The organism is Microbulbifer zhoushanensis, from assembly GCF_021729055.1.
In the GTDB taxonomy this organism is placed as follows: domain Bacteria; phylum Pseudomonadota; class Gammaproteobacteria; order Pseudomonadales; family Cellvibrionaceae; genus Microbulbifer; species Microbulbifer zhoushanensis.
The window spans coordinates 265,581-290,455 of record NZ_JAJSAO010000001.1 but is presented as its reverse complement, the minus strand read 5'-3'; the positions used below and the strand labels follow the sequence as shown (position 1 = coordinate 290,455).

The 24,875-nt window shown below is 62.0% G+C and carries 22 protein-coding genes and 1 pseudogene; 13 read left to right on the top strand and 10 right to left on the bottom strand.

The genetic code is table 11. From position 1 onward, the window contains the following. Positions 1 to 9: 9 nt before the first annotated feature. Genes cysG through crcB form a run of 3 tightly spaced genes read right to left on the bottom strand, consistent with a single transcriptional unit; the run spans position 10 to position 3,107 of the window. Positions 10 to 1,389, bottom strand: coding sequence for a siroheme synthase CysG (gene cysG, locus LVD10_RS01235; protein ID WP_232942459.1), 1,380 nt, complete (start codon positions 1,387 to 1,389; stop codon positions 10 to 12). Between the two features lie 48 nt (positions 1,390 to 1,437). Beyond that, the gene (gene serS / locus LVD10_RS01230; protein ID WP_237061446.1) at positions 1,438 to 2,715 is read right to left on the bottom strand and encodes a serine--tRNA ligase; all 1,278 of its coding nucleotides are present in this window, start codon (positions 2,713 to 2,715) and stop codon (positions 1,438 to 1,440) included. Positions 2,716 to 2,732: 17 nt separating this feature from the next. After that, positions 2,733 to 3,107 (bottom strand): fluoride efflux transporter CrcB, encoded by a 375-nt coding sequence (gene crcB, locus LVD10_RS01225; protein ID WP_232942455.1) that lies wholly within the window; start codon positions 3,105 to 3,107, stop codon positions 2,733 to 2,735. Between the two features lie 170 nt (positions 3,108 to 3,277). Here crcB and LVD10_RS17885 point away from each other — a divergent pair. Next, positions 3,278 to 3,379: pseudogene (locus LVD10_RS17885) on the top strand (SDR family oxidoreductase); the annotation flags it as partial. 66 nt (positions 3,380 to 3,445) lie between these two features. On the opposite strand, the gene LVD10_RS01220 reads toward LVD10_RS17885, so the two are convergent. The 3 genes from LVD10_RS01220 to LVD10_RS01210 form a co-directional block, all read right to left on the bottom strand. Continuing rightward, positions 3,446 to 4,807 (bottom strand): replication-associated recombination protein A, encoded by a 1,362-nt coding sequence (locus LVD10_RS01220; RefSeq protein WP_237061444.1) that lies wholly within the window; start codon positions 4,805 to 4,807, stop codon positions 3,446 to 3,448. Next, entirely contained in the window at positions 4,800 to 5,411 is a 612-nt protein-coding gene (gene lolA, locus LVD10_RS01215) for an outer membrane lipoprotein periplasmic chaperone LolA (RefSeq protein WP_237061442.1), read from the bottom strand. The genes LVD10_RS01220 and lolA overlap by 8 nt, the downstream gene beginning before the upstream one ends. Positions 5,412 to 5,495: 84 nt before the next feature. Continuing rightward, positions 5,496 to 7,838 carry a DNA translocase FtsK gene (locus LVD10_RS01210; RefSeq protein ID WP_232942449.1) on the bottom strand — a complete coding sequence of 781 codons (2,343 nt, stop codon included), beginning with the start codon at positions 7,836 to 7,838 and terminating at the stop codon, positions 5,496 to 5,498. Positions 7,839 to 8,279: 441 nt separating this feature from the next. Here LVD10_RS01210 and trxB point away from each other — a divergent pair, with 441 nt between their 5' ends. The 4 genes from trxB to infA all read left to right on the top strand — a co-directional run bounded on the left by trxB (position 8,280) and on the right by infA (position 11,172). Beyond that, positions 8,280 to 9,224: a thioredoxin-disulfide reductase gene (gene trxB, locus LVD10_RS01205; RefSeq protein ID WP_232942447.1), complete on the top strand. Its 945-nt coding sequence runs from the start codon at positions 8,280 to 8,282 to the stop codon at positions 9,222 to 9,224. A 156-nt stretch (positions 9,225 to 9,380) separates the two neighbouring features. Beyond that, positions 9,381 to 10,109: a leucyl/phenylalanyl-tRNA--protein transferase gene (gene aat, locus LVD10_RS01200; protein ID WP_232942445.1), complete on the top strand. Its 729-nt coding sequence runs from the start codon at positions 9,381 to 9,383 to the stop codon at positions 10,107 to 10,109. Continuing rightward, entirely contained in the window at positions 10,106 to 10,825 is a 720-nt protein-coding gene (locus tag LVD10_RS01195) for an arginyltransferase (RefSeq protein ID WP_237061440.1), read from the top strand. The genes aat and LVD10_RS01195 overlap by 4 nt, the downstream gene beginning before the upstream one ends. A 128-nt stretch (positions 10,826 to 10,953) precedes the next feature. Next, entirely contained in the window at positions 10,954 to 11,172 is a 219-nt protein-coding gene (gene infA, locus LVD10_RS01190; protein ID WP_010130378.1) for a translation initiation factor IF-1, read from the top strand. Positions 11,173 to 11,257: 85 nt separating this feature from the next. Here infA and clpA read toward each other — a convergent pair whose 3' ends face one another. After that, positions 11,258 to 13,534: an ATP-dependent Clp protease ATP-binding subunit ClpA gene (gene clpA / locus LVD10_RS01185; RefSeq protein WP_232942441.1), complete on the bottom strand. Its 2,277-nt coding sequence runs from the start codon at positions 13,532 to 13,534 to the stop codon at positions 11,258 to 11,260. Between the two features lie 112 nt (positions 13,535 to 13,646). Next, positions 13,647 to 14,024 carry an ATP-dependent Clp protease adapter ClpS gene (clpS, locus tag LVD10_RS01180; protein WP_233006747.1) on the bottom strand — a complete coding sequence of 126 codons (378 nt, stop codon included), beginning with the start codon at positions 14,022 to 14,024 and terminating at the stop codon, positions 13,647 to 13,649. A 276-nt stretch (positions 14,025 to 14,300) separates the two neighbouring features. On the opposite strand from clpS, the gene cspD reads away from it, so the two are divergent. Further along, positions 14,301 to 14,579 carry a cold shock domain-containing protein CspD gene (cspD, locus tag LVD10_RS01175; protein ID WP_305080392.1) on the top strand — a complete coding sequence of 93 codons (279 nt, stop codon included), beginning with the start codon at positions 14,301 to 14,303 and terminating at the stop codon, positions 14,577 to 14,579. Positions 14,580 to 14,846: 267 nt separating this feature from the next. Here the strand turns inward: cspD and icd are convergent, their stop codons facing one another. Next, on the bottom strand, positions 14,847 to 16,097 hold the full coding sequence (gene icd, locus LVD10_RS01170; RefSeq protein ID WP_232942439.1) for an NADP-dependent isocitrate dehydrogenase: 1,251 nt from the start codon (positions 16,095 to 16,097) through the stop codon (positions 14,847 to 14,849). 153 nt (positions 16,098 to 16,250) lie between these two features. Here icd and LVD10_RS01165 point away from each other — a divergent pair, with 153 nt between their 5' ends. From LVD10_RS01165 to LVD10_RS01135, 7 genes are all read left to right on the top strand, one after another. Then, on the top strand, positions 16,251 to 16,838 hold the full coding sequence (locus LVD10_RS01165; protein ID WP_232942437.1) for a pseudouridine synthase: 588 nt from the start codon (positions 16,251 to 16,253) through the stop codon (positions 16,836 to 16,838). Positions 16,839 to 16,944: 106 nt separating this feature from the next. Next, positions 16,945 to 18,081, top strand: coding sequence for a tRNA 2-thiouridine(34) synthase MnmA (gene mnmA, locus LVD10_RS01160; protein ID WP_237061435.1), 1,137 nt, complete (start codon positions 16,945 to 16,947; stop codon positions 18,079 to 18,081). 80 nt (positions 18,082 to 18,161) lie between these two features. After that, on the top strand, positions 18,162 to 18,797 hold the full coding sequence (gene hflD / locus LVD10_RS01155) for a high frequency lysogenization protein HflD (protein WP_232942433.1): 636 nt from the start codon (positions 18,162 to 18,164) through the stop codon (positions 18,795 to 18,797). A gap of 15 nt (positions 18,798 to 18,812) precedes the next feature. Further along, on the top strand, positions 18,813 to 20,186 hold the full coding sequence (purB, locus tag LVD10_RS01150; protein ID WP_232942431.1) for an adenylosuccinate lyase: 1,374 nt from the start codon (positions 18,813 to 18,815) through the stop codon (positions 20,184 to 20,186). Between the two features lie 10 nt (positions 20,187 to 20,196). Next, positions 20,197 to 21,363, top strand: coding sequence for a cupin domain-containing protein (locus tag LVD10_RS01145; RefSeq protein WP_237061434.1), 1,167 nt, complete (start codon positions 20,197 to 20,199; stop codon positions 21,361 to 21,363). Between the two features lie 19 nt (positions 21,364 to 21,382). Continuing rightward, the gene (locus LVD10_RS01140) at positions 21,383 to 21,802 is read left to right on the top strand and encodes a GNAT family N-acetyltransferase (protein WP_237061433.1); all 420 of its coding nucleotides are present in this window, start codon (positions 21,383 to 21,385) and stop codon (positions 21,800 to 21,802) included. Further along, positions 21,795 to 22,319 (top strand): DUF7931 domain-containing protein, encoded by a 525-nt coding sequence (locus LVD10_RS01135; protein ID WP_237061431.1) that lies wholly within the window; start codon positions 21,795 to 21,797, stop codon positions 22,317 to 22,319. Before LVD10_RS01140 ends, LVD10_RS01135 begins: the two co-directional genes overlap by 8 nt. A 139-nt stretch (positions 22,320 to 22,458) precedes the next feature. Here LVD10_RS01135 and LVD10_RS01130 read toward each other — a convergent pair whose 3' ends face one another. Continuing rightward, positions 22,459 to 24,636, bottom strand: coding sequence for a malate synthase G (locus LVD10_RS01130; protein WP_237061430.1), 2,178 nt, complete (start codon positions 24,634 to 24,636; stop codon positions 22,459 to 22,461). Positions 24,637 to 24,875 lie beyond the last annotated feature (239 nt).

Here is a 24,875-nt window from a genome sequence, read left to right as displayed (position 1 = left end):
AAGTCGTCGTCAGCGAAACCACTGCAGCTTTTCATGCAGGCTGACAACACCACCGACAATCGTCAGAGCGGGCGCCTGGACTTCACGCTCACGGGCCAGGTCCGGCAGTGTCTGCAGGTTGCCGACCACGACCCGCTGCTCCGGCGTGGTGCCCTTCTCTACCAGTGCCGCTGGTGTTTCCGCCGGCAGCCCATGGGCCGCAAGCTGCGCGCAGATGGTGTCCAGGCCGGTAAGCCCCATATAGAACACCAGCGTCTGGCCCGGGGAGGCAAGCTCCTTCCAGGGCAGGACCAGCTCCCCCTCCTTGAGGTGCCCGGTAATAAACCGTACCGACTGGGCATGGTCACGGTGGGTCAGCGGGATACCCGCATAGCTGGCACAGCCTGAAGCCGCCGTGATACCGGGTACCACCTGGAACGGAATCCTAGCATCCGCCAGCCGGTCAATCTCCTCACCACCGCGGCCGAAAATAAAGGGGTCACCCCCTTTCAGGCGCAGGACTTTCTTGCCCTCCCGGGCCAGGTCCACCAGCAGCTGGTTGATATTGTCCTGGGGAACCGAGTGAAACTCTTTTTTCTTGCCGACGTAAACCCGTTCGGCATCGCGGCGCACCAACTCCAGCACTTCCTTCGATACCAGCCGGTCATACAGCACGACATCCGCCTGCTGCATCAGCCGCAGCGCGCGGAAAGTCAGCAGGTCAGGGTCACCGGGCCCGCCGCCCACCAGGTAGACCTCGCCGGTGGGCTCGGGGCTTCCGGCCCACTTTTCCAGCACCTCGAGCAGCTGCGCCTCGCCCTCTTCCGGCTTGCCGGACTCCACCTTGCTGGCAACCGGGCCGGTAAAAACCCACTGCCAGAAATCCTTTCGCTGGGGCTCCGGCAACGCCTCCTTTACCCGGTCCCGGGTCCGCGCGGCCATTTCCGCCATGGAGGCCACCGCCGGTGAGAGCAGTGCCTCCAGTTGCGCGCGAATGCTCCGCGCCAGAACCGGGGCCGCGCCACCGCTGCTGATGCCAATCGACAGCGGACCGCGCTCCACCAGGGCGGGCACCGTAAAAGTGCAAAGCTCGGGGGAGTCGACCACATTGACCGGCAGGCGCAGGGCCCGGGCATCGGCGGACACGATCGCATTGACCGATTCCTCCGAGGTCGCGGCAATTACCAGCTCGCCAAGGTCGAGAAATTCTGTGCGATACGGCTCGGGGTAATACTGGCCACCGCTCTCGCGCACCAGCTCACGCAACTCGTCGGTAATGTCCGGTGCGACCACTACCAGGCGGGCGCCCGCCTTGCGGAGCAGGCGTGCCTTGCGGGTGGCGACGGGCCCGCCACCCACCAGCAGGCAGGGGCGGTCGATCAGGTCAAATGCGAGGGGGATATAGCGCACTGGTTGTTATCCGTTATTTCAATGCGGCCCACGCCCTGGTGCAGGGCATCAGCCAATACTTTCGATACCGCCCATATAGCTGCGCAGTGCCTCGGGAACTTCGATGGTGCCGTCTTCACGCTGGTAATTTTCCAGTACCGCGATCAGGGTACGACCGACTGCGAGCCCGGAACCGTTCAGGGTATGCAGCAGCTCCGGCTTGCCGGTCTCCGGGTTGCGCCAGCGGGCCTTCATCCGGCGCGCCTGGAAATCCCCGACCAGTGAGCAGGAGGAGATCTCGCGGTACTTGTCCTGCGACGGAATCCACACCTCGATATCGTAGGTCTTGCGTGCGGCGAAACCGATGTCGCCGCCACAGAGGATGACTGTGCGGTAAGGCAGGCCGAGCTTCTGCAGGATGGTTTCCGCGTGGCCGGTAAGGTCCTCCAGGGCCTGCTCCGACTGGTCGGGGCGGGCGAACCAGACCAGTTCAACTTTTTCAAATTGATGCTGGCGAATCATGCCGCGCGTATCGCGGCCGTGGGACCCCGCCTCGGAACGGAAGCAGGTGGTGTGTGCCACATACTTGTGCGGAAGGGATTCCCCCTCCTCGACAATCTCATCGCGGTACAGGTTGGTCAGGGGCACCTCGGCGGTCGGGATCAGGTAGAAATCCCGCTCGTCTTCCAGCTTGAACAGGTCCTCGGCAAACTTGGGCAGCTGTGAGGTCCCGAACAGCGAGTCGCTGTTGACGATCACCGGCACGTTGGCCTCGCGGTAACCGTGCTGATCAATGTGCACATCCAGCATGAACTGGGCCAGTGCGCGGTGCAGCTTGGCTACCTGGCCGGTCATTACCGCGAAGCGGGAACCGGTGAGCTTGGTTGCAACCTCAAAATCCAGGCCGTTCAGCTGGGCTCCCAGGTCGACATGGTCGCGAACTTCGAAGTCGAAGCTGCGGGGCGTGCCCCAGGTGCGGACCTCGACATTGTCGTCCTCAGTCTCACCCTCCGGTACGGCGTCATCCAGCAGGTTGGGGATCGCCGACAGGATCGCGTCCAGTTCCTCCTGCAGTTCGCCGAGCGCCTCCTTGGCCTCACCCAGCTGGCCGCCCAGGGACTCAACCTCCTTCAATAGCGGGGCGATATCCTCGCCCTGCGCCTTGGCCCGACCAATGTTCTTCGATTTGCTGTTGCGCTCACTCTGCAGGCTTTCGGTGCGAACCTGTAGTTCCTTGCGCCGCTCCTCCAGCTCCTGGAGGCGGGCAGTATCGAGTTCGAAACCGCGCTTTTTCAGAGTCGCGGCCACTTGGTCCATCTGGGTGCGAATGAGTTTGGGGTCGAGCATGGTGCTTTGATTACCGCTTATAGATATTTCATTGTCAGGGCGATAGCCGCGCCGGTGGCAGCCAGGCAGAGCACCAGGCTGATCAGAATATAGGCAAGGGCCATCAGGGGCTGGTTATTGTGCCACAACAGCAGTGTTTCCAGCGAGAAGGTGGAGAAAGTGGTGAGGGCGCCGAACAGCCCGGTCATCAGCAGCAGGCGCCATTCCGGGGAGAGCAGGCCCCGCTCGATGATCGCCACATAGACCACACCGATCAGGAAAGAGCCCATGATATTGACGATCAGGGTGCCGAGCGGAAAGCGCCCCTCGAATACCGGATAGCTCCAGACGCTAACCAGGTGGCGGATCAGGGCTCCGACCGCCCCACCCACTGCAATTGCCAGCCACTGCATTCGACTTTCCCGTGTCTATCGACGCTGTAGGGGAGAGAGCGCCGCCGTTGAACCCCCTGCCCGATTCCGGGCCGGTCATATGACCCGAATTCTACCGGAATTCGCCGCCACGGACACCGGGGCGGTCCGAATCGGCCGCCTGCTGTTACCCCACTGCCACCCGGTGCTTCATGGCACTGAAGCGCCATGGCCGCCCGGAAGAAGTGGCCGGGGTGGTGGCATTCCTGGCGGGACCGGAAGCAGCCTTCATTACCGGTTCGCACTACGACGTCGATGGCGGCTTCAAAGCCTGGTCGACCTTCCCACTCCTTCATCGAGGGGCCCGCATGTGCGGGCCCTTATTGTTTCTGCTGGTCTCCGCCATCCCGGCCATATCGCTGTTGTGCGCTGTCGCGGTTCAGCTGCCTCAATTTCTCCAGCTTGTCGCCGATCTTCAGCTCCAGCCCGCGGGGCACCGGGTGGTAGTAAACTCGCTCGTGGATTTGCTCGGGGAGGTAATTCTCGCCTGCGGCAAAAGCGTCGGGCTCGTCGTGGGCATAGCGGTACTCCGCCCCGTGCGCCATGCTCTTGGCCAGCTTGGTGGGGGCATTGCGCAGGTGAATCGGCACCTCGTAGCTGGGGTCCCGGCGCACGTCCGCCAGCACCCGCTTGTAGGCGCTGTAGACGGCATTGCTTTTCGGGGCAACCGCCAGGTAGGCAATTGCCTGCGCGATGGCCAGCTCCCCTTCCGGGCTGCCCAGGCGCTCCTGCACATCCCAGGCACCGAGGGCGACCTGTAATGCGCGCGGATCGGCGTTGCCGATGTCCTCGCTGGCCATACGCACTGCCCGCCGGGCGACATAGAGCGGGTCGCAGCCTCCGTCCACCATGCGCGCGAACCAGTAGAGCGCGGCATCCGGGTCCGAGCCGCGCACCGCCTTGTGCAGCGCCGAGATCTGGTCGTAGAAATAGTCGCCGCCCTTGTCGAAGCGCCGCACATCGGCGCTCAATACTTCCGCCAGTACCGCCTCGTCGATCACGTAGCGGCCGCCCTCTTCCCGCGACAGGTCACAGGCGATTTCCAGCAGGTTCAGGGCACCGCGGGCATCGCCATCGGCAGCCCGCGCAAGCTTGGCCAGTATCTCTTCGCCGATCTGTGGTTGCAGCATTTGCAGTGCCTCGTCTTCCGCCAGGGCGCGGTGCAACAGTTGCAGCAGTTCTTCTTCCGATAGATTGCGCAACATATAGACGCGACAGCGGGACAGGAGCGCGTTGTTCAGCTCGAATGAGGGGTTCTCCGTGGTGGCGCCGACAAAGGTGACAGTGCCCTCTTCCACGTAAGGCAGGAATGCATCCTGCTGCGCCTTGTTGAAACGGTGCACCTCATCCACAAACAGGATGGTGCCGCGGCCGGTCTGGGCCCGCTGCTGCTCGGCCTGGGCCACAGCCTGGCGGATATCCTTGACCCCGGCCAGCACCGCGGAAAGCGTGGTGAAATGGGCATCGCACTCCTCAGCCAGCAGGCGGGCAAAGGTCGTCTTGCCCACTCCCGGCGGCCCCCACAGGACCATAGAGTGCAACTGTCCCCGCTCCACCGCTTCCCGCAGTGGTTTTCCCGGGCCCAATAAATGCGTCTGGCCCATATACTGGGCCAGGTTGCGGGGCCGCATACGCGCGGCCAGGGGCTGGTTTTTCGGGGCGGACTGGAACAGGTCACTCATCGCGAATAATGTCGGTCCCGGCCGGTGGCTCGAAATTGAACAGGGCAGCGGCGAGGCTCGGGTTGGCCTTTACGCGACTGAATTTGATTTTAGTGGTCTGCCCCATGCTGTCGCGCACGGTCATCGCTGCGGGCAACCCGCTGTCGGCAAAGCGGATTTCCATGGCGCGGAAGGGTGCCGAGGCGCTTTTCGGGGTGAGCTGGAAGGCACCATCCTTACTCGCCACATTGAATGAGCTACGGATCTCACCGACCTTGCCACCCAGCAGCAGGGCCGGTGTCTCTTTCATGCGCTTGTCGACCGGGCGGATGGTTACCTGTTCCAGGTCCGGGTCATACAGCCACAACTTCTTGTTGTTGGTCACCAGGAGCTGCGGAAATGGCTCGCCGGTTTCCCAGCGCAGTTTCCCGGGACGCTCCACGGAAAAAGTGCCGCTACTTTTCTGCAACACCTCACCGCGCTCGTCGGTGAGGGTCTGGTGGAATTTACCCGAGATGGAAGCCAGGGGCTGCAGCAGCTGGCTCAGCTCGGCAGTGGCATCGGCCCAGGCAGAGCTGGCCTGTAATGCCGCGGAAGCCGCGAAGGCAGTGACAAATCGTTTCATAGCGAGACTCCAGTGCTGGTATTTTCCCTAAAGCCTAGCCGCCGGCATGTGAACAATAACTGAACCCGGCGGCCAGGCCGGCTATCAGGCGGGTGGCGGCGCCAGCACTTCGCGGTTGCCGTTGTGGCCGGCAGGGGAAACGACCCCGGCCGCCTCCATGGCGTCGATGATGCGGGCCGCGCGATTGTAGCCGATACGCAGCTGGCGCTGCACGGAAGAGATCGAGGCCTTGCGCGACTTGGTCACAAAGGCGACGGCCTCGTCGTAAAGCGCGTCTGTTTCCGGATCGTCGTCTTCACCGCCCTCGGACTGTAGCCCCGGCACCGGGATGCTGTTGTTGCTGTCATCGATGATGCCGTCGATAAAGTCCGGCTCGCCGCGGCGGCTCCAGTCAGCCACGACCTTATGCACTTCGTGGTCATCGACAAAGGCACCGTGCACCCGTACCGGCACGCCACTGCCCGGAGGCAGGTAGAGCATATCCCCGTGGCCCAGCAGCTGCTCGGCCCCACCCTGGTCGAGGATGGTGCGGGAATCCACCTTGGAGGAGACCTGGAAGGCCATCCGGGTGGGCACGTTGGCCTTGATCAGGCCGGTGATGACATCCACCGACGGGCGCTGGGTGGCAAGCAGCAGGTGGATACCGGCGGCCCGTGCCTTCTGCGCAATCCGCGCAATCAGCTGCTCCACTTTCTTGCCGACGATCATCATCATGTCGGCGAACTCATCGATTACCACCACGATGGCCGGCAGCGGCTTGAGGTGCGGCGGGGTCTGCTCCGCCTCCGGTACGCTGGAGGCCGGGTCCGGCTGCCAGGTGGGGTCCACCAGCGGCTCGCCGGCGTCGATCGCCTCGCGTACCTTGCGGTTGAAGCCGGCCAGGTTGCGCACACCCATGGCCGCCATCAGCTTATAGCGCCGCTCCATTTCGCCCACACACCAGCGCAGGCCATTGGCGGCATCGTTCATGTCGGTGATCACCGGCGTGAGCAGGTGGGGGATCCCCTCGTACACCGACAGCTCCAGCATTTTCGGGTCCACCAGGATCAGGCGTACCTCATCCGGTGTGGACTTGTACAGCAGGCTGAGCAGCATCACGTTGATGCCGACGGACTTACCGGAACCGGTAGTACCCGCTACCAGCAGGTGCGGCATCTTGGCCAGGTCCGCCACCACCGGCTGGCCGGAGATGTCATGCCCCAGCGCCAGGGTCAGCCGGGACTTGGCGTTGTCGTAGACATCCGCCGACAACACCTCGGAGAGGCGCACCATCTGGCGGTTCTCGTTGGGAATCTCGATACCCACCACGGATTTGCCCGGGATTACTTCCACTACCCGCACACTGATGACCGCCAGTGAGCGCGCCAGGTCCTTGGCCAGGTTGCTGATCTTGCTGACCTTCACACCCGGTGCCGGCTGGATTTCAAAACGCGTCACCACCGGGCCCGGCAGCACCGATACCACCTCTGCCACCACGCCGAAATCCTTGAGCTTGAGCTCCAGCAGGCGCGACAGCGCTTCCAGTGACTCGCGGGAGAAACCGGCTTTCTTGTTCTTGTCCGGGGGGTCCAGCAGCGACAGCGGCGGCAGTGTGCCGGTCACCGGTCCGCTGGAGAACAGCTCGCCCTGCTTTTCCTTGGCGGCCCGCGGACTGGGCTTGGGCGCTGGCAACGTGGGTTCGATTTTCGGTGGGATACGTTTCGCGGTGCGCTGCTTCTCCTCAGCCACCGCCGCTTTGCGCACCACGACAGCCTGCTGCGCCGCCCGCTTCTCCGCACGTTCCTGGCGCGCACGCTGGTAACGCTGGCCAAGCCAGGCGAGCAAACCCAGCAGGTTGCGGCCAATACTGTCCGCCAGCTTCAGCCAGGACAGGCCGGTAAATACGGTAATGCCAATGGCGAACAGCGCCAGCAGCAGGATGGTGGCGCCGACATACCCGAGGCTGGTTTCCATTGACTGGGCCATCGCCGCCCCGACAATCCCGCCATTGGAGAACGGCAGGGGATCCTCGGCCTGGGCAAAACAGAGGGTGGCGAGGCCGGCGCCGGTGGCCAGCAACACCGCCAGTCCGGTGACGCGCAGCGTGAAGAGGGGCCCGTGAAAGCGGGCGTTGCGATCCCGCAGGATCCCGAATGCGCGCCAGCCGATCAACAGGGGAAAGAGGTAAGCCATCCAACCCAGCAGGGACAGGCACACATCCGCCAGCCAGGCTCCGGTCGGGCCGATGGCGTTGTGTACCGACCCGCCCTGCCCGGTGTGGGACCAGCCCGGGTCCTGGGGGCTGTAGCTTGCCAGGCTGATGGCCATCAACAGGGCCCCGGCCAGCAGTGCGATCAGGGCACCCTCGCGCAAAAGCCGGGCGATCAGCGACTCGGGCAGGCTTCCGTCCTCGGTATCTGTTTTATCGGTTGCGCTCTGGGCCTTCACTGGCGTACCTCGATGATTCTTGTATTGGCCCCGGGGCATCGCCAGCCCCGAGGAAGTGCTCTGTGTACTACAGAGACGCCTGAAATACCACTCTCATGCTGCCTGAGAGTTTACTTTAAGATAGTTTTAATTCATACAAATCAATACGTTAGGGGATTTTCCTAAGTAGAATTGTGAGACAGTTCAACAAGTCTCTCGCCCGGCCCCACTGCTGCCCCGGGCTGCGGCCCCGAATGCGGCCATGCCGGCTGGCGCCGGGTTACCAACAGCGGGATAGTGGCGTGCAATCATTGAAATTGAGGCAAACTATTTCGCTACCCCCTGCCCTTCCCCTATGATACCGCTCAACCTGATAGCCTCGGCTGATCAATTATTGGCCGACTGCCGCCCGCATAACGGAGCGGATACACTGTTGTTAACGGATTTGTTGAAGAGCCATTTATGAGTGACAAGCATCATCAGCTGATTATTCTCGGTTCCGGCCCGGCCGGTTACACGGCGGCAATCTACGCCGCTCGCGCCAACCTGAAGCCGGTGGTAATTACCGGCATGCAGCAGGGTGGCCAGCTGACCACCACCACAGAAGTCGAGAACTGGCCGGGCGGTGTTGCCGAGCTACAGGGCCCCGACCTGATGGTGCAGATGCAGCAGCATGCCGAGCGCTTCGAGACCGAAATCATTTTTGACCATATTGATTCGGTAGACCTGAAGCAGCGCCCCTTCACACTCAAGGGCAATGAGACCTATACCTGCGATGCCCTGATCATCGCAACCGGCGCCTCCGCCCAGTACCTGGGCCTGCCGTCGGAGGAGGCGTTCCAGGGCCGCGGCGTTTCCGCCTGTGCGACCTGCGATGGCTTCTTCTACCGCGACCAGAAGGTCGCCGTGGTGGGCGGCGGCAATACCGCCGTGGAAGAGGCGCTCTACCTGTCCAACATCGCCAGTGAAGTTACCCTGATCCACCGCCGCGACGAACTGCGGGCCGAGAAGATCCTGCAGGATCGCCTGATGGACAAGGTCGAGAACGGCAATATCAATGTCTGCTGGCACAACACCCTGGACGAGGTACTGGGCGACGACAATGGTGTGACCGGTGTGCGCCTGCGCAGCACCAAGGACGACAGCACCCGGGAGCTGGAGGTTTCCGGTGTGTTTATCGCCATCGGCCACAAGCCGAACACAGACATCTTCGCCGACCAGCTGGAAATGAACGGTGGTTACATCATTGTCCAGAGCGGCCTCGACGGGAATGCTACCCAGACCTCCATCCCGGGCGTATTTGCCGCCGGCGATGTGTCGGACCACATCTACCGCCAGGCGGTCACCTCTGCCGGGACCGGCTGTATGGCTGCGCTCGACGCGGAGCGCTTCCTCGACAGCCTCTGAGCGCATCCCGGCGGCGCCGGTAAACGCAAACCAGTTAAAGGGCGATCTTTGTGATCGCCCTTTTCTTTTGTACGCTTTAGGTAATACAACGCCAGGTAATACAACGCCGCCAGCTGGCATTGTGCGACCAGTCCCGAGGAGCACATACGGAAAGAGATGACCGCGAACAGTGAAGAGCGCCTGAGCCTGCTGGGAGATGGGCAGCCGGAGTTCCCCCCCACCCACCTGGCACTGCGGGAGCCGAATGGCCTGCTGGCCGTCGGGGGGCGACTGAGCCCGGAATGGCTGCTGGCCGCCTACCGGCGTGGAATCTTCCCTTGGTATTCGGATGGCCAGCCAATCCTGTGGTGGTCCCCGACCCCGCGCTGCGTGGTGCTACCCGACCAGTACTCGATCGGCCGCAGCCTGCGTAAGACCCTGCGCCGGGGCCGCTATTCCGTAACCTTCGACCGCTGTTTCAGTGATGTGATCGATGCCTGCAGTGAGCCCCGCGCGGACGATGAGGGCACCTGGATAACCGGCGAAATGCGTGACGCCTATGTTGAGATGCACCGGCTTGGCCACGCCCACTCCGTGGAGACGTGGGAGGGAGACCGCCTGGTCGGCGGGCTTTACGGGCTTGCCATCGGCCGCGTATTCTTCGGTGAATCCATGTTCCACCGGGCTACCGATGCCTCCAAAGTGGCTTTTGCCCACCTGGTCCGCCAGTTACAATCCTGGGACTGCCCACTGATTGATTGCCAGGTAAGCAATCCGCACCTGGCCAGTCTCGGCGCAGTGGAAATCGAGCGCACGGCATTCGAACGGCTTCTGGCCAGGGGAACAGCAATGAGTGGGTTCCCGCGCCCCTGGACACTGTCGTGGAATATTGAGCAGGACTTATGAGCACGTACTCCCAGCTGGATTCGGTGCGGTTACTGGCCACCCTGCCCCACCCCTGCGGCTACCTGCCGGGGCGGGAAGCAACCACGGTATTTATCGACCCCCAGACGCCGGTCAACCAGCGACTATACAGCCAGCTCTCAGAGCTGGGCTTCCGGCGCAGTGGCGAGTACCTGTACCGGCCGCAGTGCGCCAGCTGCAAGGCCTGTGTCCCCGCCCGGGTACCCGTAGGCCTGTTCGTGCCCGACCGCAGCCAGCGGCGCTGCTGGAAGCGCAATCGCGACCTGGATGTCTTCCATGTCGACACCATCGATACCGACGAGCACTACCAGCTGTACGCACGCTACATTGAGCAGCGCCACCGGGATGGGGAAATGTACCCTCCCAGCCGGGACCAGTTCCGCGACTTCCTGTCCCCCGCCTGGGGCAGCACCCGCTATATCGAGTTCCGCGCCCGCGGACGCCTGGTGGCCACTGCGGTGACCGACCTCCTCACCGCGGGGCTGTCAGCGATCTATACTTTTTTCGACCCGGACGAGACCCGGCGCAGCCTGGGCAGTTACTGCATCCTCTACCAGGTCGAATGGGCCCGACGCCTGGGCCTGCCGAGCCTGTACCTGGGCTACTGGATCGAGGAATGCCAGAAAATGGCCTATAAAACCCGCTTTGAACCGGTGGAATTGCTGCGGGATAACCGCTGGCGCCTGAAGTCGGGCTAGCGGTCCCGGCACGGGGTTTTGCCCTGCCGTCTTTTTTCGTGCAAAATACGCGCCCGTCGCACCGCGGCCCGGCCTGTGTGCCGCCGGGGTAAAAGGTCAGATAAAGTTATTTTGAAGGTTACTGCCGCATGGCGAAAGACGATTACATTGAGATGGAAGGCGAGGTGATCGACACCCTGCCGAACACCACTTTCCGCGTAAAGCTCGAAAACGGACACGTGGTGATCGCGCACATCTCCGGAAAAATGCGCAAGAACTACATCCGCATCCTCACTGGCGACAAGGTCAAGGTAGAGCTGACTCCCTATGACCTGAGCAAGGGCCGCATCACTTACCGCGCCCGCTGAGGAAGCCGGTAACAGGCATGAAAAAGGCCACCCCTGGTGGCCTTTTTCGTTTGGGGGGCGTCGCCCCGCCCGGTCCGGGACCGGTTCAGGCGGGCACAGCGGTCTTGATCTGCAACTCGTCGTTCTCGACAGTGACCTCGACGCGACCGCCCTCCTCGGACAGGTCCCCGAACAGCACCGCCTCTGCCAGGGGCTTGCGCACCCTATCGCGGATCAGCCTGGCCATGGGCCGGGCACCCATTTTCTCATCGTAGCCATGGCGTGCCAGCCACTCCCGGGCCTCCTCGCTGACTTCCAGCGTAACGCTGGACTCATCCAGCTGGGCCTGCAGCTCCACAATAAACTTGTCCACCACGGTCTTCACAACATCGAAACTGAGTGCGCCGAACTGGATGATACTGTCCAGGCGGTTGCGGAACTCCGGGGTAAACATCTTCTTGATCTGCTCCATACCGTCGCTGGAGTGATCCTGCGAGGTAAAGCCGATGGACCGGCGGCTCATCAGCTCGGCACCGGCATTGGTGGTCATGATCAGGATGACGTTGCGGAAATCCGCCTTGCGGCCATTGTTGTCGGTCAGGGTGCCGTGATCCATGACCTGCAGCAGCAGGTTGAAGACCTCCGGATGGGCCTTCTCGATCTCATCGAGCAAAACCACACTGTGCGGGTGCTTGGTGACCGCATCGGTAAGCAGGCCACCCTGGTCGAAGCCCACGTAACCGGGGGGCGCGCCGATCAGGCGGGACACCGTGTGGCGCTCCATATACTCTGACATATCGAACCGGATCAGCTCGATACCCATCACCTTGGCCAACTGACGGCACAGCTCGGTCTTGCCCACACCGGTGGGGCCGGCGAACAGGAAAGAGCCGATGGGCTTCTCTTCTGCACCCAGGCCGGCACGGCTGAGCTTGATCGAGGTGCCCAGTGCACCGATCGCCTCGTCCTGCCCGAACACCACCATCTTGAGGTTGTCATCCAGGCGCGCCAGCTGCTCCTTGTCGGATGCAGACACACTCTTCGCGGGGATCCGGGCAATCTTGGCAATGACCGCCTCGATATCCTCTACCCCGATGACCTCCTTGCGCTCTTCCGCAGGGAGCAACGCCTGGAAGGCGCCTGCCTCATCGATGACGTCGATTGCCTTGTCGGGCAGGAAGCGCTCGGTGATATGGCGGCTGGACAGCTGGGCTGCCGCCTCCAGGGCGCCATCGGTGAAGTGCACCCGGTGATGATCCTCGAAGCAGGTCTTCAGGCCGCGCAGGATCTGTACCGTTTCCTCGATCGACGGCTCATTGACGTCGATCTTCTGGAAGCGCCGCGAGAGGGCCCGATCCTTCTCGAAGATGCCCCGGTACTCGGTGAATGTGGTTGAACCGATGCAGCGCAGGTGGCCACTGGAAAGCAGCGGCTTGAGCAGGTTGGATGCATCCATTACCCCGCCCGATGCCGCACCGGCACCGATGATGGTGTGGATCTCGTCAATGAAGAGGATGGCCTGGTCCCGCTTGCGCAGCTCGGCCAGCAGGGCCTTGAAGCGTTTCTCGAAATCACCCCGATACTTGGTGCCGGCCAGCAGCGAGCCCAGGTCGAGGGAGTAGATGGTGGCATTGCGCAGCGTCTCGGGCACGTCCTCGTCCACAATGCGGCGTGCAAGGCCTTCGGCGATGGCTGTCTTGCCCACGCCGGACTCGCCCACCAGCAGCGGGTTGTTCTTGCGCCGGCGTGCCAGCACCTGGGTTACCCGCTCTACCTCGGGGCCACGCCCGACCAGGGGGTCGATACGGCCCAGTATTGCCTCCTGGTTGAGGTTGGTAGCATAACTTTCCAGGGGGTCGGAGCCACCGGGCTCGCCGCCCGGAGCCAGATCCTCGTCCGTCTGCTCGGGAGAGGGTTCCGCGCTGTGGGTGTTGTTGCCACTGGAGCCCACCCGGGAAATGCCGTGGGTAATGTAATTCACCACGTCGATCCGGGCCACGCTCTGTTGCTTGAGGTAGTAAACGGCCTGGCTCTCCTGCTCGCAGAAGATCGCCACCAGCACATTTGCACCGGTCACCTCTTTCTTGCCCGACGACTGCACGTGGAACACCGCCCGCTGCAGTACACGCTGGAATCCCAGCGTGGGCTGGGTCTCGCGCTCGGTGTCGGACTCTGGAATCAACGGCGTGGTAGAGTCCACAAACTCCAGCAGTTCGCGGCGCAACGCACTCAGGTCGGCACCACAGGCGTGCAGCACATCGGCAGCGGATTCATTGTCGAGCAGCGCGAGCAGGAGATGCTCCACCGTCATGAACTCATGCCGTTTGGCGCGCGCACCTTTGAACGCCAGATTGAGCGTTACCTCTAAATCCTTGCTGAGCATCTAAACCTCGAACCCTCGTATGCCTTAATCACCCGCCATTCACCTGTCCAGTGCGCGCCGCGGAACGGCGGTTGTGAATGCGCCCGATTCCTTTCGGGCAACGGGACCTGAATCAATCTTCTTCGCTCTCATCAGCTTCGATCTCACACAGCAGAGGATGCTGGTGGTCCCTGGCAAATTGATTGACCTGTGCTGCCTTTGTTTCCGCTATATCTCGAGTATAGACACCGCAGATCGCTTTTCCCTCTGTATGTATCTGCAGCATCAGGCGAGTGGCGCGCTCCCGGTCAGCCCCGAAAAACATCTCCAGAATTTCCACTACGAAGTCCATCGGGGTGTAGTCATCATTGAGCATGACGACCTTGTACATGGGAGGACGCTTGACTCGCGCAGGCGCCTCTTCAAGCGCCAGATCACCGTCAAAATCGTCTTCGTAGGGAATGTCATTCCCGTCACCGGAACTGAGCTCAATCACACTATTCCTGCTCATAGCTATTTTCAATATATTGGTGGCAACCTTAAGTGCCACGGGCATTCCGGGCACCTTGCTTTATGGCGGCATTGTACCCTCATTTGCCTTGCCGGGCAGGCATCCAAACCCCTTGACATTAGCAGGTCAGTTAGCTACAAGAGGTAGTGCATGCCTCTCACTGAGGCTGCGCTACCGCAGGGACGCAAGCGGTAATCAAGCAACAAGCTTCGATAACGATAAAAGACACTCTGTAAGGCGGCCTGCAGTCGCCCCGGCAATTAGAGGGATTTCGCCATGCCTACCGGTACCGTCAAATGGTTCAATAATGCCAAAGGCTACGGGTTCATTCTCGCGGACGAAGGGGGTGAAGACCTGTTCGCGCATTACTCCGCGATCCAGATGGAGGGTTACCGAACCCTGAAGGCAGGCCAGCAGGTCAGCTTCGATATCATCAAGGGTGACAAGGGATTTCATGCGGCCAATATCAATGTTGGCGCAGCGGCCCAGCCCAGAAAGGACAGCTCCAGCGAAGAGAGCGGCCAGAGAGAGAAAGAGGCTGAAGCACTCGGCTGAGCCCGGGCGCATCACGCCCCGCCAACCCCACACCTTTTGCCACGAGCAGTGACTGCCGCAGGAAACCCGGCGGGCATCTTACAGCCCCGCCGGGATGAAACCCGCATCAGGCACCGCCCTCCTGGCAGGCCAGGTCACTGCACCCGGATATGCCGGGCAAGCCCGCATAACCCCCGCCCCGGCCAAGCAGGTAAATAACAGGCAAACAAAAAGCCCCGCCTCTCACGAGGCGGGGCTTTTTCGTCAGTCACTGTCGCGACTTACGGATCAGGCCATATGCTTGATCACTTCGTCACCAAACTCGGAGCAGGACTTCAGGTCAGCACCATCCATCAGGCGCTCGAAGTCATAGGTCACGGTCTTGGCAGCGATCGCACCTTCCATACCCTTGATCACCAGGTCGGCGGCGTCGTTCCAGCCCATGTGGCGCAGCATCATCTCGGCAGAGAGAATCAGGGAGCCCGGGTTCACCTTGTCCTGGCCGGCGTACTTGGGCGCAGTGCCGTGAGTTGCCTCGAACAGGGCCACTTCGTCGGAGATGTTCGCACCCGGGGCGATACCGATACCGCCAACCTGGGCTGCCAGGGCGTCGGACAGGTAGTCACCGTTCAGGTTCAGGGTCGCAATCACGTCGTACTCGGCCGGGCGCAGCAGCACCTGCTGCAGCATGGCGTCGGCGATTACGTCCTTGACCACGATCTCCTTGCCGGTGTTCGGGTTCTTGAAGCTGTGCCAGGGGCCGCCGTCCAGCGGCTGCGCGCCAAACTCGTCACGGGCCAGCTCGTAGCCCCAGTCGGCGAAGGCACCTTCGGTGAACTTCATGATGTTGCCCTTGTGTACCAGGGTCACGGAGTCGCGGTCCTGGTCTACGGCGTACTGGATCGCCTTGCGCACCAGGCGCTTGGTGCCTTCGGCAGAAACCGGCTTGACGCCGATACCGCAGTGCTCCGGGAAGCGGATCTTCTTGACGCCCATCTCTTCCTGCAGGAACTTGATGACCTTCTTGGCTTCGTCGGTATCCGCTTTCCACTCGATACCGGCGTAGATGTCCTCGGAGTTCTCACGGAAGATCACCATATCCACTTCGTTCGGCTTCTTGACCGGCGAAGGTACACCAGTGAACCAGCGAACCGGGCGCTGGCACACGTACAGGTCCAGCTCCTGGCGCAGGGCAACGTTCAGTGAGCGGAAGCCACCACCAACCGGGGTGGTCAGCGGGCCCTTGATGCCCACAGCGTATTCTTTCAGGGCTTCCAGGGTCTCAGCCGGGAACCAGTCGCCAGCGTAGGTCTCGGCAGCCTTCTCGCCGCAGTAGATCTCCATCCAGGAAATGGCCTTGTCGCCGCCGGAAGCCTTCTCGACCGCCGCGTCGATGACCTTGCGCATTACCGGGGTGATATCCACGCCGATGCCGTCACCCTCGATAAACGGTACGATCGGGCGATTCGGAACATTCAGCGAACCGTCGGAATTGACTGTAATTTTCTCGCCGTCTGCCGGCACTTGGATATGACCCATATCGTTTAAACTCCCAAAACTCTTTGACTATTTCGGTCGGGTGTTGCTTGCCCCGCCCTCTTCTTCTCCGCTGGCGGGATGAAAAATCGGCGGGATTATATCAGTATCCACTCATTTTTGTAGTTGGATTACAATACTCATTTAAACCGGCTTATGAGCAACATCATCCTTTTTAACAAACCCTACGGCGTTTTGAGCCAGTTCACGGACGAGCGGGGCCGCCCCACCCTGGCGGATTTCATCCGTCGCAAGGGGGTCTACGCCGCAGGCCGGCTCGACTTCGATTCCGAGGGGCTACTGCTGCTCACCGATGACGGGCGCCTGCAGCACCAGATCGCCCACCCGCGCCAGAAGCTGCCGAAGACTTACTGGGTACAGGTGGAGGGCGATATCGGTGCCGAGGCCCTGTCGGCCCTGCGCCGCGGTGTCGAACTGAAGGACGGTCGCACCGCCCCGGCTCGCGCGCGGCGACTGGACCCGCCGGACCTGTGGCCGCGGAACCCACCGGTACGCGAACGCAAGTCGGTCCCCACCAGCTGGCTCGAACTGACCATCCGCGAGGGACGCAACCGGCAGGTGCGGCGCATGACCGCTGCCGTGGGGCACCCGACCCTGCGCCTGGTCCGCACGGCCATCGGCAGCTGGCAACTGGGGACACTGCAGCCGGGCGAGCACCGCCAGGAAGAGGTATTCGCCGCACCGGTTGCGGCACCGGCGGCAAGACGACCCCGCCGCCGCTGAAGGATGGCCGGCTATAAGGGTAGAACAACCCAAACATGGCCACAGCGGCTTTTCGCGGTTAAAATTGCGCCCCTTTTTCAAGCAGTAACAGCCAGTCCCATCCAGCATGCCTGAATCTACAGTCAAACAGCCCCAGCGCGTCATCGTCGGCATGTCCGGCGGGGTAGACTCATCCGTGGCCGCCCTCCTGCTTCTGCAGCAGGGCTACCAGGTTGAGGGCCTCTTCATGAAGAACTGGGATGAGGACGACGGTACCGAATACTGTACGGCCAAGGCCGACCTCGCCGATGCCGAGGCCGTGGCCGCGCGCCTGGGCATCAAGCTGCATACCGCAAACTTCGCCGCCGAGTACTGGGATCACGTGTTCGAGTACTTCCTCTCGGAGTACCGCGCGGGCCGCACACCCAACCCGGACATCCTCTGCAACCGGGAGATCAAGTTCAAGGTCTTCCTGGAGTACGCGGAGATGCTGGGCGCCGACGCCATCGCCACGGGCCATTACGCCCGCCGCCGGGACATCGACGGCCACACCTACCTGCTGAAGGGCCTGGATGCCAACAAGGACCAGAGCTACTTCCTCCACGCTGTGGGCGAGGAAGAGTTCGCCCGCTCGCTGTTTCCACTGGGCGAGCTGGAGAAGCCTGAGGTGCGCCAGATCGCGGAAGAGAACGGCTTTGTAACCCACGACAAGAAAGACAGCACCGGCATCTGCTTTATCGGCGAACGACGCTTCAAGGACTTCCTGGAGCAATACCTGCCGGCCCAGCCCGGGGATATGGAAACGCCGGAGGGTGAGGTTATGGGACGCCATGCCGGCCTGATGTACCACACCATCGGCCAGCGCCAGGGGCTGGGTATCGGCGGCGTCAAGGGTGGCGGCGATGCCCCCTGGTACGTGGTGGGCAAGGACCTGGAGCGCAATGTGTTGATCGTGGCCCAGGGAGCGCACCATCCCCTGCTCTATGGAACCGGGCTGCACGCCTCCCAGACGCACTGGATCAACGGCAGCGCGCCCGGTGAGCAGTTCCGGGCCCGGGCCAAGACCCGCTATCGCCAGCCGGACCAGGACTGCAACGTCCGGGTCCTGGAAAATGGTGAGCTGGACGTCAGTTTCGATGAGCCCCAGCGGGCTATCACCCCAGGCCAGTCCCTGGTGCTTTACGATGGCGATATCTGCCTCGGCGGTGCCGTGATCGAGCGCGCCACCGGCGTCGGCGAGCGAGTGCCGGAGAAATACCGGTAAGCCCCGGGGAGCAGCAAGCAACGTTGGAGTGCGGTCGCCATGGCGATCGCCAACAGTACAGAGCAGTCTAAGGAGAGAACTTGAGCAAGTGGCGGGACCAGGCAATTGCCCTGGCGGGGATATTCCAGGCATCCATGCTCGTAGAGCGCCTGGCGAAAACCGGCAGTGCCCCCGATGAGCAGCTGCAGACGGCGGTTTACAGCCTGTTCCAGGTCAACCCCGATCGGGCCGACGATGTATTCGACGGCGCCGACAAGCTCCTGCCCGGACTGCGGGTCTCCAGCCAGTTGCTGCGGACACGCCAGCATCCGGAATATACCGACTGCCTGCGCTATGCCCTGTCCATACTGTACCTGCAGCGACAGCTGGCCAAGAAACAGGACCTGCTCGCCATCATTGGCAGCCGCCTGGACAAGGCGCGGGTACAGGCCGAGCATTTCAGCCTGACTCACGAGAACGTGTTTTCCAACCTGGCGAGCATCTATACGGACACCCTGAGCACTTTCCGTTTCCGTATCCAGGTACTGGGCGATTTCAATTTCCTGCAGCAACAGCGAATTGCCAACGAGATTCGCACCATGCTGTTTGCCGGCGTGCGCGCCGCGACCCTGTGGCGCCAGCTTGGCGGCAGCAGGCTGCACCTGATTTTCCAGCGCAAGAAGCTGCTGGCCGCGACCGAGCAACTGATCGCGGAACTTGAACAAGCCAATATGTAATTTCGGAGAAATATCATGACAGTCGAGTTATCCGCGCTGACCGCGGTCTCACCGATCGACGGCCGCTACGAAAGCAAGACCGCGGCCCTGCGCGACATCTTCAGTGAATACGGCCTGATTCGCGCGCGGGTTGAAGTTGAAGTGCGCTGGCTGCAACAGCTGTCACGCCACGATGAAATCGCCGAGGTCCCGGCTTTCAGTGCTGCCACTGACCAGTTACTCGACGACATCATTGCCAGGTTCTCGGTGGAAGACGCTGAACGCATCAAGGAAATCGAGCGCACCACCAACCACGACGTAAAAGCGGTGGAATATTTCCTCAAGGACAAGATCGCCGGCAATGAGGAGCTGGCCCAGGTCAGCGAATTCGTGCATTTCGCCTGTACTTCCGAGGATATCAATAATCTCTCCCACGCGTTGATGCTGCGCGCCGGCCGCGACCAGGTGTTGCTCCCCGCGATGAACCAGATCGTCAGCAAGGTGGCCGAACTGGCCCAGGACTTCGCCGACGTCCCGATGCTCTCCCGCACCCACGGCCAGACCGCCAGCCCCACCACCGTGGGCAAGGAGCTGGCAAACGTGGTGGCGCGCCTGCGCCGCCAGCTGAAACAGATCCATGAGGTGGAGCTGCTGGGCAAGATCAACGGTGCCGTGGGTAACTACAACGCCCACCTCTCCGCCTACCCGGAAATCGACTGGGAAGCCAATGCCGAACAGTTTGTGACCTCGCTGGGCCTGTCCTGGAACCCCTACACCACCCAGATCGAACCGCACGACTACATTGCCGAACTGTTCGATGCAGTCTGCCGCTTCAATACCATCCTGATCGACTTCGACCGGGATATCTGGGGCTATATCTCCCTGGGCTATTTCAAGCAGAAAGTCGTCGCCGGCGAAGTGGGCTCCTCCACCATGCCGCACAAGGTCAACCCCATCGACTTCGAGAACTCCGAGGGCAACCTGGGCCTGGCCAATGCGGTATTCCAGCACCTGGCGGCAAAACTCCCGATTTCCCGCTGGCAGCGCGACCTGACCGACTCTACCGTACTGCGCAATATGGGTGTGGGTGCGGGCTACGCAGCCATTGCCTACGCCGCCACCCTCAAGGGCCTGGGCAAGCTGGAGATCAACCCGGCCCGCCTCGAGGAAGACCTGGACAACGCGTGGGAGGTCCTGGCAGAACCGATCCAGACGGTAATGCGCCGCTACAACATCGAGGAACCCTACGAGAAGCTCAAGGCGCTGACCCGCGGCCAGGGTATCAACCGTGAGACCCTCAAGGCGTTTATCGACAAGCTGGAGATCCCCGAGGAAGCCAGGCAGTCCCTGCACGAGCTGACGCCGGCCGGCTATATCGGCAACGCCGTCGCCCAGGCGAAGAAGATCTGAGGAGCCTGCTGTGACCACTTCCCTGCCCCGGCCGCTCACCCATCTCGGCGAGATGCCGGTGGCGGAGTTCCTGCGCAATTACTGGCAGCAGAAACCGCTGCTGATTCGCAATGCCTTCCCCGATTTCGAGCCGCCAATCACCGGAGAGGAGCTGGCGGGGATGGCGCTGGAGGAGTCCGTAGAGTCGCGGCTGGTGCTGGAGCACGGTGACGAGGGTCCCTGGCAGCTGCGCAATGGACCGTTCACCGAGGAGGACTTCCTCTCCCTGCCCCGCAGTCACTGGACCCTGCTGGTACAGGCGGTGGACCAGTGGATGTCGGAGGTGGCGGACCTGAAGGAATACTTCCAGTTCCTGCCCGACTGGCGACTGGACGACGTGATGATCAGCTACGCCGCCGACCAGGGCAGCGTGGGCCCCCACTTCGATTACTACGATGTCTTCCTGCTACAGGCTGAGGGAAAGCGCCTCTGGCACCAGGGCCCGCGCGTGGACGACCAGAGCCCCCGCGTCGAGGGAACGCCGTTGAATATCCTCAGGGAATTCGAACCGGAAAACAGCTGGCTGCTGGAGCCCGGTGACATGCTGTACCTGCCACCACAGTACAGCCACTGGGGTATCGCCGAAGGCGGTTGCACTACCATCTCCATCGGTTTCCGTGCCCCGTCCGCAAAAACCATTCTCGAGGACCTGGCGGCGGAGCTGGCCCACGCCCTGCCGGACCACCTGCGCTACTCGGACCCCGGCCTCAAGCCCGCGACAGTGCCGGCTGAAATTGATCCCGCCGCAGTGGCACGCCTGCAGGGGCAGCTGGCGGAGTGGTTGCTGCAGCCGCAGAATATTGCCCAGTGGTTCGGCGCGGTGATGACTGAAGCCAAGTACCCGGATACGGTCGCGCTGGATGCCGGTGAAGCCACCGACTGGCGCGAACAGCTGCCCGATGGCGCCATGCTGGTACTCAACCCGGCCTCACGCTGCGCCTTCTGCCGCGACCCGGAAACGCTGTTCGTCGATGGGGAGTCATTCCCGGCACCGCTGGCCTTTGCCGAGCGCTTCTGTTCGAGCCACCAGGTCGACCAGGGAGATATTGACGATTTCCCCGAAATCGCCAGCGCGGACGGTCTGGTCGACCTGCTGGTGGCCCAGGGTACGCTGATCTATCCGCCGGAGGACTTCTGAAGTGGCAAACGGGGAAACAATGCTGGAAATCCGCACCGCCGACTGGGATAGCGACCGGGAGCACCTGCGCGCAATCCGCGACGCCGTGTTTATTCGTGAGCAGGGCGTAGACCCTGCTATCGAGTGGGACGACCAGGAAGATGCCGCCCAGCATTTCCTGGTGCTGCAGGATGGCGTTCCCGTAGGGACCGGCCGGATTCTGCCGGCCGGGAAGATCGGTCGCATGGCGATCCTGCCGGAGTTGCGGGGCACCGGGCTGGGCCTGAGGCTGCTGCAGAGCATCTGCACTTTTGCGCGGGGCAACGGCCTGCCGAAGGTCTACCTGCATGCCCAGCGCCATGCCGAGGCGTTTTACCGCAAGGCCGGGTTTGTCCCCGTCGGTGAAGAGTTCGAGGAAGCGGGCATCGCACACATCCGGATGGAGCGGACACTTGCCTGACCGCGACACGGAAGAACCTAACAGCGAAGCGGGACCCACTGTAGCTGCCAGGCCGCTGGAAAACGCCGGCGATTTCCGCACTGCTCTGGTCGAGCTGCTGCAGGGCGCCCGTCGCCGCGTGTTTATTTTCTCTGGCCACCTGGCACACGAGCTCTACAGCGACCACCTGGTGGCCGGGGCTATCTCCGAATTTGCCCGACGCAGCCGCTATGCCCAGCTGCAGATCCTGGTGCGGGACGGTGACAGGCTCGCCCGAGAATTCAACCGCACCCACAACCTGGCGCAACGACTCAGCAGCCGCATCCAGTTACGTTGCATCAATGCCACGGCGGAAACACCGCAGATGGAATTTGTGCTCGGTGACACCCGGGACGTATTGCTGCGCGAGGATCGCGAACAATGGCTTGGGGTTTACGCGGCGGATGACCGGGTGCGTGCCCGCCGGCTCGCAGAAACATTCCAGCAGCAGTGGGAACAGGCATCAGAGGATCCCGCCCTGCGCAGGCTGTTTCTCTGACCGGTGCGGGATAACAGGACGGTGGCCTGCCCGATGCCCATCCCTGGACGTCAGCCCCCGTTTTTTACTGCAGAGCTTTCACCGTCCCCGCCCACACCGGCCGCAGCCGGTGCATCCGGGCAGGAAAAAGCCGGGGTTATCAGGCGCGCTGCCTGGACTTGAACTCCCGGCGGCGACGATGCAATACCGGCTCGGTGTAACCATTGGGCTGTGCACAGCCCTCGAACACCAGTTCACAGGCCGCCTGGAATGCCACGCTCTGGTCAAAGTCCGGGGCCATATTGCGGTAGTTGTCGTCACCGGCATTCTGCCGGTCAACCACCGCTGCCATCCGCTCCATGGTTTCCCGGACCTGCGCCTCGCTGACAATGCCCTGCTTGAGCCAGTTGGCAATATGCTGTGAGGAAATACGCAGGGTAGCGCGATCTTCCATCAGCCCGACATCGTTGATATCCGGCACCTTGGAACAACCCACGCCCTGCTCCACCCAGCGCACCACGTAACCAAGGATGCCCTGGGCATTGTTATCCAGTTCGCGCTGGATCTCTTCGGCGCTCCAGCGGGTATCCTCTGCCACCGGCACCGTGAGGATATCGTCCAGACTGGCCGGCTCGCGCGCCGCCAGCAGTTCCTGGCGCTCGGCCACATTCACCCGGTGGTAATGCAGGGCGTGCAGCGTCGCGGCGGTGGGCGATGGCACCCAGGCAGTATTGGCTCCAGACATGGGGTGGCCAATCTTGGCCTCCATCATGGCCGCCATCTTCTCGGGCATGGGCCACATGCCCTTGCCGATTTGCGCTCGCCCCTTGAGGCCGGTAGCAAGGCCTACATCCACGTTCCAGTCTTCATAGGCATTGATCCAGGTGGACTGCTTCATGTCGCCCTTGCGGATCATCGGGCCAGCCAGCATGGAGGTATGGATTTCGTCCCCGGTACGGTCGAGGAAGCCAGTGTTGATAAATACCACTCGCTCCCGCGCGGCTGCAATACAGGCCTTGAGGTTGACGGTAGTGCGGCGCTCCTCGTCCATGATGCCCATTTTCAGTGTATTGCGCTCCAGGCCCAGGGCATCTTCGATACGGTCGAACAGGGTGTTGGCAAAAGCCACTTCCTCCGGGCCGTGCATCTTCGGCTTGACGATATAGATGCTGCCGCTGCGGGAATTCTTCTGCTCCCCGCTGCCGCGGATATCGTGCAGCGCGATCAGGCTGGTGATCATGCCGTCCAGGATCCCCTCAGGCACCTCATTGCCATCACCATCGAGGATCGCATCGTTCGTCATCAGGTGGCCGACATTGCGAACAAACATCAGACTGCGCCCGGGCAGGGTGAAGCTGCTGCCATCCCGCGCCTTGTATTCGCGGTCTGCGTTCAACTTGCGGACAAAGGTCTTGCCGCCCTTGTCGATGGACTCCTCAAGGTTGCCTTTCATCAGGCCCAGCCAGTTGCGGTACACCACAACCTTGTCTTCGGCGTCCACTGCTGCGACGGAATCTTCGCAATCCATGATGGTGGTCAGTGCCGATTCCATCAGGATATCTTTCACGCCCGCGGCATCTGTCTTGCCGATCGGGCTGTCCCGGTCAACCTGGATTTCAAAGCGCAGGCCATTCTGCTGCAGCAGGATGGCATCGGGAGTGTTGGCATCGCCGTTAAAGCCAAGGAACTGGCCACGGCTCTTGAGCGTGGCGATATCACCGTTGCGCAACAGAACCTCAACCAGGTTCCCATTAATCCGGTATTCCACTGCATCGCGGTGGCTGCCCTCGGTGAGTGGTGCCGCCTGGTCGAGGAACTCCCGGCCAAAGGCAATCACCTTCTCGCCCCGCACCGGGTTATAGCCTGTACCTTTCTCTGCCCCACCCTCTTCGCTGATTACATCGGTGCCATACAGGGCGTCGTACAGGCTTCCCCAGCGTGCATTTGCGGCATTGAGGGCATAGCGCGCGTTCATTACCGGCACCACCAGCTGTGGTCCGGCCATGGTTGCGATTTCCTCGTCCACGTTCTCGGTAGCGGCACTGAAATCAGCGGGCTCAGCGACCAGGTAGCCGATTTCGCGGAGGAATTCTTTATACCGATCGAGGTCCCGGTAAGCGCCGGGATTGTCGGTGTACCACTGGTCGATCTGCTCCTGGATTCTGTCGCGCTTGTCGAGCAGGGAGCGGTTAACCGGTGCCAGGTCCCGGACTATTTTTTCAAGCTCGGCCCAGAAATGGCCAGCTTCGACTCCCGTATCCGGGATCACTTCCTCGTCAATCAGTTGTTGAAGCTCCCTGGCTACCAACATCGTCCCGACTTTCACTCGCTCCGTCATTTCCAGGCCTCCTGCGGGTTAATGGCGATGGCATATTCTAAACAGTCACATCCACATAACACTAATTTATTGACTATATGCCCGCTATTCATGTTGTGAATTCCGGTGAGAATGGGCTACCGGCGTACTGTTAAATTTTCGCCCCATTCTGTCGAATTTTTTCCCCCGTGTGGATGGGCGCCACTCCTTCCCACTCCCTAATGCTAGCTTCTTCTCGATCCGGTCATGCATCCCTGCGG

Bases quoted from the DNA above. Each gene is read 5' to 3' on its own strand.
- purB (WP_232942431.1), top strand. From the start codon at position 18,813: ATGACAGTCGAGTTATCCGCGCTGACCGCGGTCTCACCGATCGACGGC.
- lolA (WP_237061442.1), bottom strand. From the start codon at position 5,411: ATGAAACGATTTGTCACTGCCTTCGCGGCTTCCGCGGCATTACAGGCC.
- LVD10_RS01140 (WP_237061433.1), top strand. From the start codon at position 21,383: ATGCTGGAAATCCGCACCGCCGACTGGGATAGCGACCGGGAGCACCTG.
- clpS (WP_233006747.1), bottom strand. From the start codon at position 14,024: ATGAGCAGGAATAGTGTGATTGAGCTCAGTTCCGGTGACGGGAATGAC.
- aat (WP_232942445.1), top strand. From the start codon at position 9,381: ATGACCGCGAACAGTGAAGAGCGCCTGAGCCTGCTGGGAGATGGGCAG.
- LVD10_RS01195 (WP_237061440.1), top strand. From the start codon at position 10,106: ATGAGCACGTACTCCCAGCTGGATTCGGTGCGGTTACTGGCCACCCTG.
- crcB (WP_232942455.1), bottom strand. From the start codon at position 3,107: ATGCAGTGGCTGGCAATTGCAGTGGGTGGGGCGGTCGGAGCCCTGATC.
- trxB (WP_232942447.1), top strand. From the start codon at position 8,280: ATGAGTGACAAGCATCATCAGCTGATTATTCTCGGTTCCGGCCCGGCC.
- serS (WP_237061446.1), bottom strand. From the start codon at position 2,715: ATGCTCGACCCCAAACTCATTCGCACCCAGATGGACCAAGTGGCCGCG.
- infA (WP_010130378.1), top strand. From the start codon at position 10,954: ATGGCGAAAGACGATTACATTGAGATGGAAGGCGAGGTGATCGACACC.
- LVD10_RS01220 (WP_237061444.1), bottom strand. From the start codon at position 4,807: ATGAGTGACCTGTTCCAGTCCGCCCCGAAAAACCAGCCCCTGGCCGCG.
- cspD (WP_305080392.1), top strand. From the start codon at position 14,301: ATGCCTACCGGTACCGTCAAATGGTTCAATAATGCCAAAGGCTACGGG.
- LVD10_RS01130 (WP_237061430.1), bottom strand. From the start codon at position 24,636: ATGACGGAGCGAGTGAAAGTCGGGACGATGTTGGTAGCCAGGGAGCTT.
- clpA (WP_232942441.1), bottom strand. From the start codon at position 13,534: ATGCTCAGCAAGGATTTAGAGGTAACGCTCAATCTGGCGTTCAAAGGT.
- icd (WP_232942439.1), bottom strand. From the start codon at position 16,097: ATGGGTCATATCCAAGTGCCGGCAGACGGCGAGAAAATTACAGTCAAT.
- mnmA (WP_237061435.1), top strand. From the start codon at position 16,945: ATGCCTGAATCTACAGTCAAACAGCCCCAGCGCGTCATCGTCGGCATG.
- LVD10_RS01165 (WP_232942437.1), top strand. From the start codon at position 16,251: ATGAGCAACATCATCCTTTTTAACAAACCCTACGGCGTTTTGAGCCAG.